11 protein-coding genes are annotated in these 15120 nt (G+C 70.2%); 7 read left to right on the plus strand and 4 right to left on the minus strand.

Annotation, left to right across the window (positions count from 1 at the left end):
• Positions 1–45 precede the first annotated feature (45 nt).
• A complete protein-coding gene (locus AC07N1_RS00630; protein ID WP_494670000.1) occupies positions 46–1101 on the plus strand; it encodes a calcium-binding protein in 1056 nt (351 codons plus the stop codon).
• A 45-nt stretch (positions 1102–1146) separates the two neighbouring features.
• Here the strand turns inward: AC07N1_RS00630 and AC07N1_RS00635 are convergent, their stop codons facing one another.
• From AC07N1_RS00635 to AC07N1_RS00650, 4 genes are all read right to left on the minus strand, one after another.
• The gene (locus tag AC07N1_RS00635; RefSeq protein WP_494670001.1) at positions 1147–1884 is read right to left on the minus strand and encodes a helix-turn-helix transcriptional regulator; all 738 of its coding nucleotides are present in this window, start codon (positions 1882–1884) and stop codon (positions 1147–1149) included.
• 34 nt (positions 1885–1918) lie between these two features.
• A complete protein-coding gene (locus AC07N1_RS00640; RefSeq protein ID WP_494670002.1) occupies positions 1919–3097 on the minus strand; it encodes a glycosyltransferase family 4 protein in 1179 nt (392 codons plus the stop codon).
• Positions 3098–3174: 77 nt separating this feature from the next.
• On the minus strand, positions 3175–4437 hold the full coding sequence (locus tag AC07N1_RS00645; protein WP_494670003.1) for a capsule polysaccharide biogenesis protein: 1263 nt from the start codon (positions 4435–4437) through the stop codon (positions 3175–3177).
• Positions 4434–4991: a helix-turn-helix domain-containing protein gene (locus AC07N1_RS00650; RefSeq protein WP_494670004.1), complete on the minus strand. Its 558-nt coding sequence runs from the start codon at positions 4989–4991 to the stop codon at positions 4434–4436. The genes AC07N1_RS00645 and AC07N1_RS00650 overlap by 4 nt, the downstream gene beginning before the upstream one ends.
• Positions 4992–5455: 464 nt before the next feature.
• Between AC07N1_RS00650 and AC07N1_RS00655 the strand changes: the two genes are divergently transcribed.
• The 6 genes from AC07N1_RS00655 (at position 5456) to AC07N1_RS00680 (ending at position 15080) form a co-directional block, all read left to right on the plus strand.
• Positions 5456–6217, plus strand: a complete 762-nt coding sequence (locus AC07N1_RS00655) for a helix-turn-helix transcriptional regulator (RefSeq protein WP_494670005.1) — start codon at positions 5456–5458, stop codon at positions 6215–6217.
• A 315-nt stretch (positions 6218–6532) separates the two neighbouring features.
• Positions 6533–8209, plus strand: a complete 1677-nt coding sequence (locus tag AC07N1_RS00660; protein ID WP_494670006.1) for a substrate-binding domain-containing protein — start codon at positions 6533–6535, stop codon at positions 8207–8209.
• A 501-nt stretch (positions 8210–8710) separates the two neighbouring features.
• Positions 8711–9847: a Hint domain-containing protein gene (locus AC07N1_RS00665; protein WP_494670007.1), complete on the plus strand. Its 1137-nt coding sequence runs from the start codon at positions 8711–8713 to the stop codon at positions 9845–9847.
• A 112-nt stretch (positions 9848–9959) separates the two neighbouring features.
• A complete protein-coding gene (locus tag AC07N1_RS00670; protein WP_494670008.1) occupies positions 9960–11729 on the plus strand; it encodes a type I secretion system permease/ATPase in 1770 nt (589 codons plus the stop codon).
• Entirely contained in the window at positions 11726–13114 is a 1389-nt protein-coding gene (locus tag AC07N1_RS00675) for an HlyD family type I secretion periplasmic adaptor subunit (RefSeq protein WP_494670009.1), read from the plus strand. Before AC07N1_RS00670 ends, AC07N1_RS00675 begins: the two co-directional genes overlap by 4 nt.
• Positions 13115–13217: 103 nt before the next feature.
• A complete protein-coding gene (locus AC07N1_RS00680) occupies positions 13218–15080 on the plus strand; it encodes a tetratricopeptide repeat-containing sulfotransferase family protein (RefSeq protein ID WP_494670010.1) in 1863 nt (620 codons plus the stop codon).
• Positions 15081–15120 lie beyond the last annotated feature (40 nt).

A 15120-nucleotide genomic window follows, 5' to 3' on the forward strand; every position in this document is an offset into this window, starting at 1 on the left:
TGAAATCTGGGCTAGGGGGCTTGCGGCTATTTCAGGAAATACGCCATGAGCTATGGAAACGGCACTGCCGGCGACGATCAGGTAATTCTCGGAACCACCCTGACGCCGTCGAATATCTACAATGCTCAAGCGGGCAACGACACCGTCATCGGCTCCGCCGGTTTCAACCTGATTCAGGGCGGCGCGGGCGATGATCACCTGGACGGCCGGGGCGGCAGCGATGTCCTCCTGGGCCAGGACGGCGCCGACGTGATCCGCGGCGGCGCGGGCATCGACATCGTCGATGGCGGCGCGGGCAACGACACCTTCGTGTTCCACGCCGGCGACCTGACCGGTTCGGCGCTGCTGCCCGACGTGATCCTGGGCTTCAAGGGCGCGGGCAACAGCGACGCCGGCGTCGAACAGGACGTCCTGGTGCTGCACGGCTTCTCGGCCGGCTCGACCCTCGACTTCGTCGGCACGGTCGGCGGCGCGACGAACCAGCTCTACAAGGTCAACGACGCGGCCAACCCGTCGGCCAGCGGCTACGTGCTGATCAACACCGACAGCGCCGCCCACCTGACGGCCAACGACGTCCACTTCGCGCCCAAGCCGACCGAAGCGGTGACCCTGACGTTCGAGGACATCGATCCCTCGGCCGAGCCGGTGATCCTCGACGGCTATCACGGCTTCAACTTCACCCTGCCCGGCGGCGTCGAGCTGAACGCCGTCAACAAGGACGACTTCCCGGTTTCGGGCTACGCCACGGCGATCGACGGCCAGATCGGCGCCTACAATCCCTTCGCCGCCGACCCGCTGGTCATCACCCGCGCCGATGGCTCGGACTTCGTCTTCGACAAGGTGCAGATCGCCTCCGCCGCCGACGCCCAGCAGGTCGTGACCTTCAAGGGCTACAGCGACGGTTTCGAGGTCGGCTCGATCACGGCGACCATCGCGTACGGCGTGCCGACGATCATCGACGCCGACTGGGGCGTCATCGACAAGCTCGTCATCGATCGGGTCTCCACGACCGGCGACTACAGCCCGTTCGACGACATCAACGGCTCGCAGTTCGTGCTCGACAACTTCCAGTTCGTCGTCTCGGGCGGCGACTTCCACTAAGCGGCGGTGCGCCGTCGCCTCACCGGGCGGCGGCGAACTCCCGGATCAGGCCCGCAGGCTGACAAGGCCGTGGCTCACGGCGATGGCCACGGCATGGATCTTGTTGGCCGCCCGAAGCTTCTCCGTGACGTTTTTCAGGTGGAATTCGACGGTGCGGCCGGTGATGCCCAGGATGGTCGCGCTGTCGGCGACGGTCCGCCCGATCGCCGCCAGCCTCAGGCACTCGATCTCCCGAACGGTCAGGGCGCCGGCCGCCGTCGCGGCCGGGCGCATGCCGGCCAGCGCCGCTTGATGCAGGTCGGCGGCGGCCAGCATCAGCGCGCCGGCGGCGCTGGAGGCAAGAGCTCGGGCCAGGTCGAGATCCTGGCCGATCAAGGCCACGAGGCCAGGACCGGCGGCATGGTCCTGGACCGGGACCGACAACCCGACATGGCGGCCGACCAGACCGGGCAGATGCTCCTCGACGCTGCTCCAGGCGAACGGGCGGTGGGCGGTGGCGGCCCGGCGCGCGATGCTGCCGCCCATCAGGGCGGACCCGTACTGCCGCAACGCGATCGGCGAGGACGCGATCAGACGCGACGGCGGGAAGCGGTCCTGATCCTCGCCGACAGGCGCGTGGCCGAGGTGGAGATAGAGGCCGCTGTAGAAGCCGTGCCCCTGGGCCAGCCTGCGCAATCGCTGATCGAGCCCCGAGGGCTCCCGCTCGCCGAACGCGGCGGCGCGAAAGCCCCCGCCGTCTTCCGCGACGAACGCGCGCTCCAGCTCCAGGACGGCTACGGACATGGCGTGACCTCACGGAGGGTCGTCGGGACTGCGCTCATCGGGCGACGTCCTCGATCAGTTGAAAGGCGATCTGGAAGTGCTCGGACCATTCGGCGCACTTCCATTCGGTCAGGCGCGCCTTCTGGTCGCGCCGGCGCGCGGAGTCCGGCAGGGCGTAGTCGCGCACGGCGCGCGCCCAGGCCGGACCATCCAGGGGATCCAGATATTCGGCCGCCGCGCCGCCCACCTCGCGATGGGCGGGGATGTCGCTGGCGATGACCGGCGCTCCCAGCCGCAGAGCCTCGGCCACCGCCAGGCCGTAGCCCTCAGCGAACGACGGACACAGCACCGCCCGCGCGCCGGCCACGAGCGACCGCACGGCCGCATCGCCCAGTCCGTCGCGCTCGTCGATGACCCGGCTCAGGACGGAGCTGCGGTCGAGCAGGTCGAGGATGTTCTCGTTCTCCCAGCCGCGCCGGCCGACGATCACGAGGCCGGGGACCGCTTCCGCCCCCTCCAGCTCGACCCAGCGTCGCCAGATGTTGAGCAGCAGCAGGTGGTTCTTGCGGGGCTCGATCGTGCCCAGCACGAGAAAATAGGGCCTGCCGCCCCGGCCCTCGGCGGCCGCCGCGGCGAGGTCCGGCACGCCCAGCGGGGCGACCCGCAACACGACGTCGCGGCCGAGCCTGGCCAGATGCGCCCTGGTCGCCACGGCCGTGGCCTGCGAATTCACCAGCACGCCGTCCGCGAGCCTGGCCAGGGTGTCCAGCTTGCGCTGGAACCGCCCCGCCCCGCCCTCGCGCACGAACTCGGGGTGCTCCAGCGGGATCAGGTCGTGGACGAAGGCCACCATCCGCGCGCGCTCGCGCTTCAGGACGGCCTCGTAGGCGCGCAGCCGTTCCAGCCCGCGCGGCGACAGGTGCAGATAGGCGCGCGGCCGCCGTCCCGATCCGCCGGGCACGGGACGCCCGTCGAGCATCGCCAGGAACGCCAGCCGCCCCCGCCGCGCCGCGCCGCCGCCTTCACCCAGGGCCCACATCTCTTGCGTGGCCTCCAGGTAGTCGCAAACGACCGCGGTCGAGAACCGGGCGTAGCCGCCGCCCGGTCGAAGCCCGCCGAACGCCAGACGACCGGGATCCCGGCGGATCAAGGCCTGGGCGTAGGCCATCTCGACCCGGTCGATCCCGGTCGGCGTCGCCTGACGCCAACGCGACAACAGCCCGGAGATGTCCATGACGACCTCCGCCGGCCCCGAGGGCCGACGCGAAGCGCCGGTCGCGGCGACCGCCCTCGCGGGTGAAAGCGAGCCGATCATTCCGCGGCCATCATGCGAAGCTCGACGGGCAGGTCCGAGCGCGGCGCCGCGGCATGGGCGCCGCCGAGGATGCGGTCGGCCGCGCTCTCGACCAGCAGGGTGCGGGTCTCGCGGGCGTAGAACCCGCCCCAGAGCAGGCACCGATCGGCCAGCACGCGGCGAAAGGCCTCGTACAGCGGCAGGTCCGGACGCTCCGTCGCCCGCCAGAAGGTGTCGAGCGATCCTTGATGGGTCAGGCCCGGAATGTCGTAGACGGCGCGACCGAGCGTGACGACGGGCACGCCGCTCGCCAGGGCCAGGGCGCCGGTCGTGCTGTTGACCGTCACCACCCCGCGGGCCCGCCCGACCAGGACGTCGATGTCGCCGCCCTCCAGGAAGACGACCCGATCGGCCACCGCCAAGGCGCGGGCGAAATCCAGGGTGCGCCGGCGCCAGTCGCGAAGCCCGTTGTCGAGGGGGTGCCGCTTGACCACCAGCTGCACGTCCGGCGGCGCGTGGCGGGCGAACGACACGATGACCTGGGCCAGGGCCGGCTGCATGCCCTCGAAGTCGGAATGGGCCCGCAGCTGATAGTCGGAGTCCAGCTGCAACGGCAGCAGGAAGTAGGAACGGGCGGGAACAGGATCCTTCCGCCCGGCCAGGCGGCGACCCACGACCTGGCGCGCCCAGCCCAGCGCCTCGAGCGCGGGCAGCCAGGGCCGGTGCGTGCGATAGCCGGGATAGGCCAGGCCCGCGAGGAACGTCGCGAGATAGTAGGCGATGCTGGCCCGCCCGCGACGCCCGATCGCCGACGGCAGTGCCGGCCTGGACGGGCAAGGATCGAGATGGCGCGCGGCCTGGAGATACCATTGCGGGTCGTCCGGCAGCGCCGAAAACCCATTGACGCCGCCCCGCTCGAGCGTGACCCAATCGGGACGGATGTAGCCTTCCTCGAAGACGTGGATCGCCAGCCCCATGCCTCCGGCCACCGCCCGCGCGGTGCGATGGATCGGCCGGCAGTCGCCGAACAGCACCACGTCGGTGACGCCGCGGGCGATCAGCAGGCGGGCGAGAAACCCCGGCCAGCCGCCGGGGCCGCCGCGGTAGTCGACCGCCCCTCCCCGCCAGTCCAACCGGTCGCCGCCGTTGAAATTGACGCGATGAACGCCATGCCCCCGCGCCCGCAGGCCTTCCGCCAAGTCACGGAAGAACCGCCCAGGCGGTCCTTGCAGAAAGAGGATCTGCCGCCGCTCGGCGCGCCCGCCTCCCGGCCCGGTCACGACCGGCACGCCGACGCCGTGGCGCTGGACCCTCCGACCGATCGCGCCTCGGCCGGAGCCACGACCACCGGCTCGACGCCCTCGAACAGGCGAGCGACAGCGGCCGCAACGGCCGTACGGGCTCGCTGGAGTGCGACCTCGTCGGCCACGTCGCGCGTCGAACTCGCCTCGGGGGAGCGGCCGGTGTTGCGGCGATAGATCTGGTGGAAGCGCCCGAAATAGCCGAAGCCGCAGACCTGGGCGACGGCCCGGGGGCTAAGGTCGGGATCGGAGGCCAGCGCCAGGTCGACCAGCTCGACGCGCAGCTTCAGCAGCGCGCGATAGATCGACTCGCCGTGAACGCGCGCGAACGCGGCGCGCAGGATCTCCGTCGGCACGCCCAGCGCCGCGGCCAGCACATCGTCCACCAGCCGGCGCGGCAGGGCGGCGGCGACCCCGTACTCGGCCCGACGCACCAGGTCCTTGGCCGAGGATGCGGTATTGAACAGTGACGCCGACGGCGTTCCGGCATGACCTGCTGGCTGAACCGGACCCTGGACTTCTTCGTACGCCATCGCTTCTACCACCCGTACGGACATGCGCGCTTCAAGAGCGAGGGTGGCGACCGGATCCCGCCGCTCCGCCGGCCAGCCCGCCGAACACCGCCAGCGCCGCTGGTTCGTGCACGGAGGACAATGAGCAGGCGAGGCAAAGGTCTGGCGCATCCCCCCTCGGCGCGTCCCTTGTGTTCTAAGACAAAGACGGCGCACGCCCGGCGACATGCCGTTTTGTTAAATTTTTGCGTCAGCTTTCGACCGCGCCCTTTACTTGAAAGCGCACCGCCGACGAGCTCTGAAGACACGCTCGTTCACGCGGTCGACCTACATGAAAGGTTCACGAACTTCCGTGTCGTGCCCACGCCTTCCCGCCTGTCTTCTGGGGAGCGGCGACAGCATCCGGGTCGCCATTGGGGAGTTCGACGCATGGCTCGTGGGGACACGCCCGTTCATCCGACCTGCCATGGCCTGGGAGGCGTCCGTTGAGCGCCGCCCCCGCCCTGGCCGCGACCGGTGCGCCGCTCGACCCGCTGACGACCTTCCGCGCATCCCTGGCCGAAGCGGCCCTCGCCTGCGGCTTCGCCCACGCGGCGTACATGCACCTGGGCTACCAGCTGACGCGCGCGGGACAGGACGCGGCGGGACCGCAAGGCGACGGCGTCGCCAGCGAGACGCCATGCCTGCTGGTCTCCAGCGGCGGCCTGGACGAGACGCTCTATCGCAAACGCGGCTACCTGGCCTTCGACGTCCTGGCGACAAGAGCCGCGGACGCCTTCACGCCCTTCTGCTGGAGCCTGGCCGATCTCGCCGCGCCCGCCGCCAAGCCCCTGGCGCGAGCCTTCGAGGCCTGGGGCGTCAGGGCCGGCATGATCGCCCCGATCCAGGACTCGAGCGCCGGCCCCGCCTTCGTGAACTTCTTCGGCCCCGAACCGCTCGAGCAGCCCCCGGTCGGCCGCGAAATCCGCGACGGCCGCATCCTGCTGACGGCCGCGCGGCTGCACGTGGCGGCGCGAACGACCCTGCCGCCGCCCCTCCCCGCCGAAGGAGGTCTCAACGCCCGGGAGATCCACGTGCTGCGCCTCGCCGCGCAGGGCCTGACGGAAATGGAGACCGCGACCGAACTGCGGCTCAGCCGGCGGGGCGTGCAGTTTCACCTGTCGCGGGCCGGCGCCAAGCTCGCCACACCCAACAAGACCGCCGCCGTCGCGCGCGCGATCACGCTCGGACTGATAACTTCACAGTGAAAATACCAACATCAATATAGTTTCTAGCCCAACAACCCCAAATCCATAAATACGACCAGATACACTGTCGCAGTATTTACATAATGTATTTCCCAAATCTAACTACTCTAAATATTGACTCAAAACAACTCACACATATAGAAACACCCAGCGACCACAACCACCGCGAGCCTTAACAACTCTCGGACAATGGACGCTCGCACACCAAGACTGCAAGTTTTCAGAAACTACAAAGTCTACACTTCGTCACACAATTGACGGAGCGAGACATCGCGAGCCTGCGGGCTCATTTCAGACGGACAAAGGATCATACCCATGTCTATCAAACTGCACGCCATGATGGGCGTCAGCACCCTGGCCGCGATGGCGGCCTTCGGCGGCGTCGCCCAGGCCCAGATCCATGGCGGCGGCTCGTCGCTGGTCGCCCCCTATCATCGCCAGGTCGCCGACTGCTACGGCGTCGATCGCCCGCTCTATGCGCGCGGCACGCCCCCGACGCCGATCAACACAAGCGCGCCCTACACGCCCTACATCCAGCCCTTCACGGGCTGCCCGACCGCCCTGTCGACCAGCAACACCGTCGAATACCTGTCGACCGGTTCGGGCACCGGCATCGCCGCCGTCTACAGCCACGACGCCCTGCGCTACGGCGACGTCGATCCGGCCGCCGGCACGCAGAACTTCCCGTCGGTCCAGTACGGCCTGTCGGAAACCGCGCTGTCGAACGCCGACGTCACCACCTACAACAGCGGCGGCGTCATCCAGGGCGTGACCCTGACGGCCAGCCCCTCGGGCGCCAACCAATACGCGATCCCCGAGCCGCTCTACGGCAAGCTGGTCCAGTTCCCGGTCGCCGTGGCCCCGGTCGCCCTGGCCTATGACCCGGTCTACAAGAAGGTCGCCGACGCCAGCGGCGCCGTCACCTCCTACCGCTTCGCCGTCAATGCGGCCTTCGCTCGCGCCAACGGCGGCCTGCGCCTGAGCCAAGCCACCTACTGCAAGATCCTGAACGGCCAGATCACCGACTGGAACGACGCGGCCATCACCGCCGACAACGGCGGCACGTCGCTGAAGGATCCTGCCGATCCGGCCGCCTTCAGCGTGCCGATCGAACTGGTCGGCCGATCGGACAGCTCGGGCACCACCCAGGTGACCACGCGCCACCTCGCGGCCGCCTGCGGCTCGCTGGCCGGCAACGCCTTCATCACCGCCGCCGGCACCTCCACCCTGCCGGCCACGCTGATCGGCAACGCGGTCGGCGGCGCGCCGATCTCGGGCAAGTTCACCGTCGCCAGCGGCACCAACGGTTCGGCCGCCTATCTGGGCTTCACCGCCACGCCGGCCGCCAGCAGCAGCCTGACCCAGGGCCGCCTGGGCTACCTGGGCGCCGACTACACCCTGCCGAACTCGGCCAACAACAGCCTGCCCTACGCGCTGTTCACCGCCGACCTGCAGAACGCCGCCGGCGGCTACCGCGCCCCGACCGCCGCCAACGCGACCACCGCGTTCAGCGCCAACCGTCCGCCGGAAACCGCCACGGGCTCTTCGGGCGCCTATGACCCGGCGCAGACCGCCTGGGGCCTGCGCACCAACCCGGCCGACTGGACCCGCGTCGGCGGCCTGGCCAACCCGACCCCGGCGACCGCCTACCCGATCGTCGCCACGGTGAACTGGATCGGCTACACCTGCTACGCCGCCAGCAATGTCGACGTCGTGCGCACCAGCGCGGCCGGCGGCGCGACCGGCTACCTGAACTACTGGTTCGACGACGCCATCGTCGACACCAACTCCCCCAACATCCTGGGCAACGCCGGCCTGGCCGGCCTTCCGGCCGTCTGGCAAGCCGCGATCAAGAACACGTTCCTGATCCCGATCGCCACCGGCACGAACCCGACCGCCCCGCTCAACCTGGGCATCGCGACGGCCGGCACCGGCCTGACCGGCGCCAGCGGCGTGGTCAACTCGACCTGCAGCGGCAAGGTCGGCGCCTGATCCCCTTCAGGCTCCACCGCAACTTGGGGGTCCCGGCGCAAGCCGGGACCCTTTTTGCAGCACCAGATGTGTTTAGCCACAGCGACAGACCCGGCATCCGCTCCTACCGTCGCCTCAACGTGAGGACTCCACGCCGGAACGGCGTGGAACCGCTAAAGATCACAGGAGAACGCGATGCCCGCCTTCGATCCCGGCGTTCTGGAAAGCCTCGTCGGCGTGACCTTCGCCGCGGGGAGCCGCCTTCAGTTTAGCGCTCCGAGCTCCGCGGACGCCGCCGCCGGCACCGTGGAGATTACCGACAGCAGCACGCTCACCAACTCCAACGCATCAGACGAAACCGTAACGGCGGTAAACAGCGCTTATACCGCAGGTTACAGCGTATATAATGGCGTCGATTACACCTATTATTTCCCGAAATTCGGTTCGATCGACTTCGGCGGAATTCGCTACTATATATTCGCCGCAACCGAAAATGGCCTTGTACTGGGTATAAACCCATTCATGACGCAAAACTCCAGCGGCATGCTGTCGGATCCGGTAATCGTTCTCAGCAACACGCCCAACCCGACCTATCCTCTCAGCTTCGACAACGACGCCACCGCCTATGTCGCGCCGGTGTGCTTCGTGGAGGGAACCCGCCTGCTGACCGCGCGGGGCGCGGTGGCGGTGGAGGATCTGGTCGAGGGCGACGAGATGATCACCGCCAGCGGCGGCGTGCGTCCGGCGATCTGGATCGGCAGCCGCCAGGTGCGTTGCGACCGCCACCCGCGTCCGGCCGAGGTCCAGCCGATCCTGGTTCGCGCCGGGGCGTTCGGCGAAGGCCTCCCGTCGGCCGACCTGCGCCTGTCGCCGGGCCACTCGGTCCATGTCGATGGGGCCCTGGCGCCGGTCGGCCTGCTGGTCAACGGCGCCACCATCGTTCAGGAGGCCGTGGAGCAGGTCCGCTACTTCCACGTCGAGCTCGACGCCCACGACATCCTGCTGGCCGAGGGCCTGCCCTGCGAAAGCTATCTCGACGACGGCAACCGCCAAGTGTTCGGCAACGCGCCGGGGCACCTGGCCCTCTATGGCCGCCTCGACCCCCAGGACTGGGACAAAGCCTGCGCGCCGGTGCTGCGCGAGGGTCCGCGGATCGAGGCGCTGCGGGCTGAGCTGAAAGCGCGCGCCGAGGCCCTGGGCTGGACGCTGAACCGCGACGCCCAGGTCAGCCTCGAGGCCGACGGCGTGTCGCTGGCGCCGGCGTTCTCCAATGAGGGCCGCTTCTGGTTCCTGGCCCCGGCCGCCCGCCGGCTGGTGTTGCGCAGCCCTGCCTCTGTCCCCGCCCTGGCCGCTCCGGAATACCAGGATCGGCGCCGGCTGGGCGTGGCCGTGAGCGAGCTGCGGATCGGCGGCCAGGCCGTGGACCTGTCGTCCGACCTCCTGGACCGCGGCTTCCACGCCTGCGAGGTGCACGAGGCCGACGGCCGCCGCCAGGCCTGGCGCTGGACCGACGGCGCCGCCGAACTTCCCCCGCCTCTCGCCCAGACCATGGTCGAGATCGCGGTGGCCATGGTTTCTCCCCGTTGGGTCGCGCCCGACCAGGCGCTCAATCAGGCAAGCCCCTTAGCACCCCGCCTGCGCCTGGTCGAAGCGGGCTGATCCGACCCCGGCCGCCGTCCCTGGGCGGCGGCCGGGCGCTTCGGATCTTCCTACTCCCCCTCTTGCCGGACCCGCGCTTGCAAGGTCCGTGCGTTTTCGAGGACGCCTCGCGATGGCGCTTTCCCTGCCCGCGCCGCTGGTCGCCGCCCTGAGGGCCTGCCGCCCTCACCTGCTGGCCGCCGCCGTGTTCAGCGCCCTGATCAACGTCCTCTTCCTCACGCCCACGATCTACATGATGCAGGTCTACGACCGGGTCGTGCCGACCGAGGGACGGCTGACCCTGCTCTACCTGACCCTGGTCGTGGCCTTCGCCCTGGCCGTCCTGGCCGTCCTCGAGGCGATGCGCTCGCGACTGCTGGTCCTGGCGGGCCTGCGGCTGGACCGATTGATGGCGGGCGGCGTGCTGCAGAGACTGATGAGCGCCATGATCCCCGGCGCTTCGCAGCAGGGCATGCGCGACTTCGACCTCGTCCGCCAGACCCTGTCCGGTCCGGCCGCCCTGGCCCTCTTCGACGTTCCATGGACGCCGGTCTACGTGCTGGCGGCCTTCCTGATCCATCCCGCGCTGGGGGCCATGACGATCGTCGGGGCCGGACTGCTGATCGGTCTGGCGGTGCTGAATGAACGCGCCACCCTCAACCGGACTCGCGAGGCCTTCGGCGCCCAGGCGCAAGCCTACGCCTCCCAGGAGGCCGCCGCCGCCAACGGCGAGGTCGTGCGGTCCCTGGGGATGCGCGGCGCCCTGCGCGAACGGCAGCTGACCGACCGCCGCAGGGGCCTGGACCTGTCGGCCCGGGCCCAGTTCGCCGGCGGCGGCTATTCGGCGGCCACCAAGTTCCTCCGGATGTTCCTGCAATCGGCCGCCCTGGGGCTGGGCGCGTGGCTGGCGGTCGAAAGACAGATCTCGGCCGGGGCGATCATCGCCGCCTCGGTGCTGATGAGCCGCGCCCTTCAACCGATCGAGCAACTGGTCGGCTCCTGGGGCGTGGTCGGCCAGGCGCGCGGCGCCCTGAACAATCTGATCAAGCTGTTTGCGTCCTCGCACAGCCAGGAGCCATCCGGCACCCAGCTGCCCGCCCCGACGGGGATCCTGACCCTGGAACAGGTGGTCGTCCGCGCACCGGGTGAAGGCCCCGTGCTGCTGCGCGGCCTGTCCTTGCGCCTGGCGCCCGGCGAAATCCTGGGCGTCATCGGTCCCAGCGGGGCGGGCAAGACTACCCTGGCGCGGGTGGCGGCCGCGGCGATCGAGCCGGACGCCGGCACGGTGCGTCTGGACGGGGCCAATCTGGCCGACTGGGACGGCGACCGCCTCGGCCGCCACATCGGCTACGTGCCTCAGGACTCCGGCCTGCTGGCCGGGTCGATCAGGGACAACATCTCGCGCTTCGCGGCATGGGCCGGGACCGATCCGGCGATCGTCGACGCCCAGGTCATGGCGGCGGCCCGGGCGGCGGGCGTGCACGAACTCATCCTGCGTCTGCCCAGGGGCTACGACACCGTGCTGGCCGCGGGCGGGCGCGGGCTCTCGGCCGGCCAGGCCCAGCGCGTGGCCCTGGCGCGGGCCCTCTATGGCGAGCCGCCGCTGCTCGTGCTGGACGAACCCAACTCGGCCCTCGACGCCGAGGGCGAAGCGGCCCTGAACCGCGCCGTCCTGGCCGCCAAGGCGCGCAACGCCGCGATCCTGATCGTCGCGCACCGGACCGGCATCCTCAACATCGCCGACCGCCTGCTGGTGCTGCGCGAGGGCCAGCTCGACATGCTGGGCCCGCGGGCCGACGTCGCCGCCAGGATGGCGTCTCCAGCCAAGAACGTCGCCCAGATGAACGTCCAGGCGTCCGGCAAGTCCGCCTCCGCCACGACCGCCCTGCAGGCCGCGCCATGACCCGCCGTACGCCCCGCCCCCCGGCGCAGGACCCGGACGCGCTTTCCGACGAAAGCGTCGAGCAGGTTCCACCGCGCCTGTCGGACGATCCTGCCTGGGCCATTCGCGTCGGGGGCGGCGCGGCCTGCCTGTTCTTTGTCGGCTTCCTCGGCTGGGCGGCGCTGGCTCCCCTGGACGCGGGGGCCTACGCCCAGGGCGTGATCGCGGTGGCGGGCAACCGCCAGGCGGTCCAGACCCGCGAGGGCGGGGTCGTCACCGCCATCCGCGTGGTCGAAGGCCAGCAGGTGGTCATGGGCCAGGTGCTGGTCGAACTGTCCGCCTCCGAACTGCGCGCCAGCGAGCGGGGCATGACCAGCGAGGTCCTCACGCTGCTGGCGCAGCGCGCCCGCCTGGTCGCCGAACGGGACCGCCTGCCCGGCGTGATCGCCCCGCCCGAGTTCGCCTCCCTGTCGCCCGAGGACAGGTCCCTGGCCGAGGACGCCCTGCGCCTGCAACGCCGCCAGTTCCAGGCTCGCCGCAACTCGCTGCAGACCCAGCGCGGCGTGCTCGACCAGCGGGTCCTGCAACTCGACCAGCAGGCCAGCGGCGCCGAGCGCCAGCTGGAGGCCAATCGCGAGCAGCAGAGGCTGATCGGGGAGGAACTGCGGGGTGTGCAGGAGCTGGCGGCCAAGGGCTACGCGCCCAAGACCCGCGTCCTGGCCCTGCAACGCAGCGCCGCCTCCCTGACCGGCGAGGACGGCAGCTATCGCGCCCAGATCGCCCGCTCCAGCGAGGCTGTCGGCGAGACCCGCCTGCAGGCCCTGTCGCTGGAGCGGCAGATGATGGAAGAGGTCTCCGGCCAGCTGCGCGACGTCCAGGTCCGGCTGGACGATCTGCAGCCCAAGGTGCTGGCCGCCCGTGAGCAACTGGCCCGGGCCACGGTCCGGGCCCCGTCCAGCGGCAAGGTGGTGGGGCTGAACGTCTTCACCGTCGGCGGAGTGGCCGCCTCCGGCCAGACCCTGATGGAGATCGTGCCGCAGGACCGGCGCCTGGTCATCCAGGCCAGGATCTCGCCCAACGACGCCGACGACCTGAGACCCGGGCAGAAGACCCAGATCCGCTTCACGTCGTTGCATGAGCGCGACCTGCCCCTGCTGAACGGCGCCCTGACCGAACTGTCCGCCGACAGCTTCACCGACGAAAAGAGCGGCGCCTCCTATTTCCGGGCCGAGGTCGCCGCCCCGCCGCAGGAGCTGGACAAGATCCGCAAGGTGCGAGGCGGCCGATCGGGCCTTCAGGCCGGCCTCCCGGTGGAGGTGCTGATCCCCCTGCGCAAACGAACGGCCCTCACCTATCTCGCCGAGCCGCTGCTCCAGACCTTCTGGCGAACGGGACGCGAGCACTGAGGCTTCACGGCATGGTCTTGCGACTGTGCTTAGGCTCATTGCCGCCCTATCGATCGGTCTTCACGAACGGCGAGCGCCCTCATCGGTCACTGGAAGCTACGCCATGTCTCTGCTGGAAGCCGATCCTCCGCTCGTCGCTGTCGCCCCCGCGCCGTCGGGCTGCGATTGCGGCTCAGGCCTGGCCGACCGCCTCTGCTGCTCGCTCGACTTGGCGACGGCCGCCCGGACCTCGATGGATCCGGAGTTCGCCGCCCTCCTTGGCCAAATGGCCCAGGCCTATGGCGACGGCGAACTCACCTTGGCCGAGCACTTCGCCCACGCCGCGCTGCATTTGGCGCCCGGGCATCGCGACGCCTTGGGCGGCCTCTACAACGTCTGCAAGGACACGGGTCGGATCGTCGCCGCCGAGGTCCTGGTCCGGCGCATGGCGACGCTGCATCCCGACGACGCCATGACGAGAGCCAACGCCGCCCTGTTCTTCCACGCCAAGGGCGCCATGAACGAGGCCGCGCCGCACGCCCGGGTGCTGCTGCGCCTGGCGCCGGACGCCCATCCGGCTCAAGCGACCATGGGCCTCGTCTTCGGCGGCCTGAGTCAGCCGGCGAGCGCCGAGCACCACCTGCGACGGGCCCTTGAACTGGGCGGTCCGGCAGATCTCGAGACACTGGGCGCCCTGGCCGCCGCCGTGCGCGGACAGGGACGCTTCGAAGAGGCCCGCGAACTCTATGCCCAAGCGTTCGATGTGGCCGGCGCGGGGACCGCCGACCTGCTGATCGCCTGGTCGGACATGGAAGAAGCCGCCGGTCGGCTGGACGAGGCCGACGCCCTGCTGGCGCGCGCCGCCGCCGTCGCCCCGAGCGACGGACGCATTGCGGTGGGCCAAGCCGCCGTGCTGCGCCGGCGCAAGGACTTCGCCGGCGCCCTGGCCGTGCTCGACCAGATCCCGCCCTCCGTCGATCATCGGCCCTTCGAGGCGCTCGTGCACAAGGAGCGCGGCCAGAACCTGGACGCCCTGGGCCGTCACGACGAGGCGTTCGCGGCCTTCACCGCCTTCAAGCAGCGTGCGGGCGAGGTCACCGGCCATGCCTACGCCGCCGACGCAGCTTCTCGCCAGGCGGTCGCGCTGAAGGCGTTCTTCACGGCGGGCCGCACGCCCTTGCTGCCGCGCGCCGCGGTGCGGACCGATGCTCCCCAGCCCATCTTCGTGGTCGGATTCCCAAGGTCGGGAACCACCCTCGTCGAACAGACCCTGGCCACCCACTCAGCCATCTCGGCCGGAGACGAACTGCCCGTCATCGCCCAGATCGCCGAACGCCTGGGCGGCCTGCTGGGCAGCCAGGGGGCGTATCCCCAGGCGCTCAGCGAACTGTGGAGCGGTGATCGCGCGAGCACGATCGACACCCTGCGGGACCACTACCTCAACGAAGCCGAGCGCCTGGGCGCGGTCGGGTCCGGCGCGACCTGGTTCACCGACAAGATGCCGTTGAACGAGACGCATCTGGGCCTCATCCATCTGCTCTTCCCGCGCTCGCCGGTCATCCACCTGGTGCGCCATCCCATGGACGTGGTGCTGTCGGTGTTCTCCAACGGCCTGAGCCACGGCTTCCACTGCGCCTCGACGCTGGACAGCGCGGCCCGGCACTTCGCCCTGACGGCCGATCTCGTCGAGCACTATCGCTCGGTGCTGCCCATGCGCTACCTGGCCGTGCGCTACGAGGACATGGTGGCCGACCAGGAGCACGAGGTGCGTCGCCTATTCGACTTCATCGGCGAGCCCTACGATCCGGTCAGCTTGGCCTTCCACGAGAACCGCCGCCCCGCCCGGACCGCCAGCTACGCCCAGGTCACCGAGAAGCTGTACGACCGCTCGCGCTTCCGCTTCCGGAACTACAGGCGTCACCTGGCTCCGGTGGAGCCGATCCTGCGGCCGTGGATCGAGCGCCTGGGTTACGGGCAAGAGGCATGACGAGACGCCGGGGCCGATTAGTCGGTCAGGCGTCGAAAAG

Source organism: Caulobacter sp. GW821-FHT09B11 (assembly GCF_059418205.1).

What these genes read in the sequence shown, in the direction of transcription:
- AC07N1_RS00630 (WP_494670000.1), top strand. Translation starts at nt 46, where the DNA reads ATGAGCTATGGAAACGGCACTGCCGGCGACGATCAGGTAATTCTCGGA.
- AC07N1_RS00635 (WP_494670001.1), bottom strand. Translation starts at nt 1,884, where the DNA reads ATGTCCGTAGCCGTCCTGGAGCTGGAGCGCGCGTTCGTCGCGGAAGAC.
- AC07N1_RS00640 (WP_494670002.1), bottom strand. Translation starts at nt 3,097, where the DNA reads ATGGACATCTCCGGGCTGTTGTCGCGTTGGCGTCAGGCGACGCCGACC.
- AC07N1_RS00650 (WP_494670004.1), bottom strand. Translation starts at nt 4,991, where the DNA reads ATGGCGTACGAAGAAGTCCAGGGTCCGGTTCAGCCAGCAGGTCATGCC.
- AC07N1_RS00660 (WP_494670006.1), top strand. Translation starts at nt 6,533, where the DNA reads ATGTCTATCAAACTGCACGCCATGATGGGCGTCAGCACCCTGGCCGCG.
- AC07N1_RS00665 (WP_494670007.1), top strand. Translation starts at nt 8,711, where the DNA reads ATGACGCAAAACTCCAGCGGCATGCTGTCGGATCCGGTAATCGTTCTC.
- AC07N1_RS00670 (WP_494670008.1), top strand. Translation starts at nt 9,960, where the DNA reads ATGGCGCTTTCCCTGCCCGCGCCGCTGGTCGCCGCCCTGAGGGCCTGC.
- AC07N1_RS00675 (WP_494670009.1), top strand. Translation starts at nt 11,726, where the DNA reads ATGACCCGCCGTACGCCCCGCCCCCCGGCGCAGGACCCGGACGCGCTT.
- AC07N1_RS00680 (WP_494670010.1), top strand. Translation starts at nt 13,218, where the DNA reads ATGTCTCTGCTGGAAGCCGATCCTCCGCTCGTCGCTGTCGCCCCCGCG.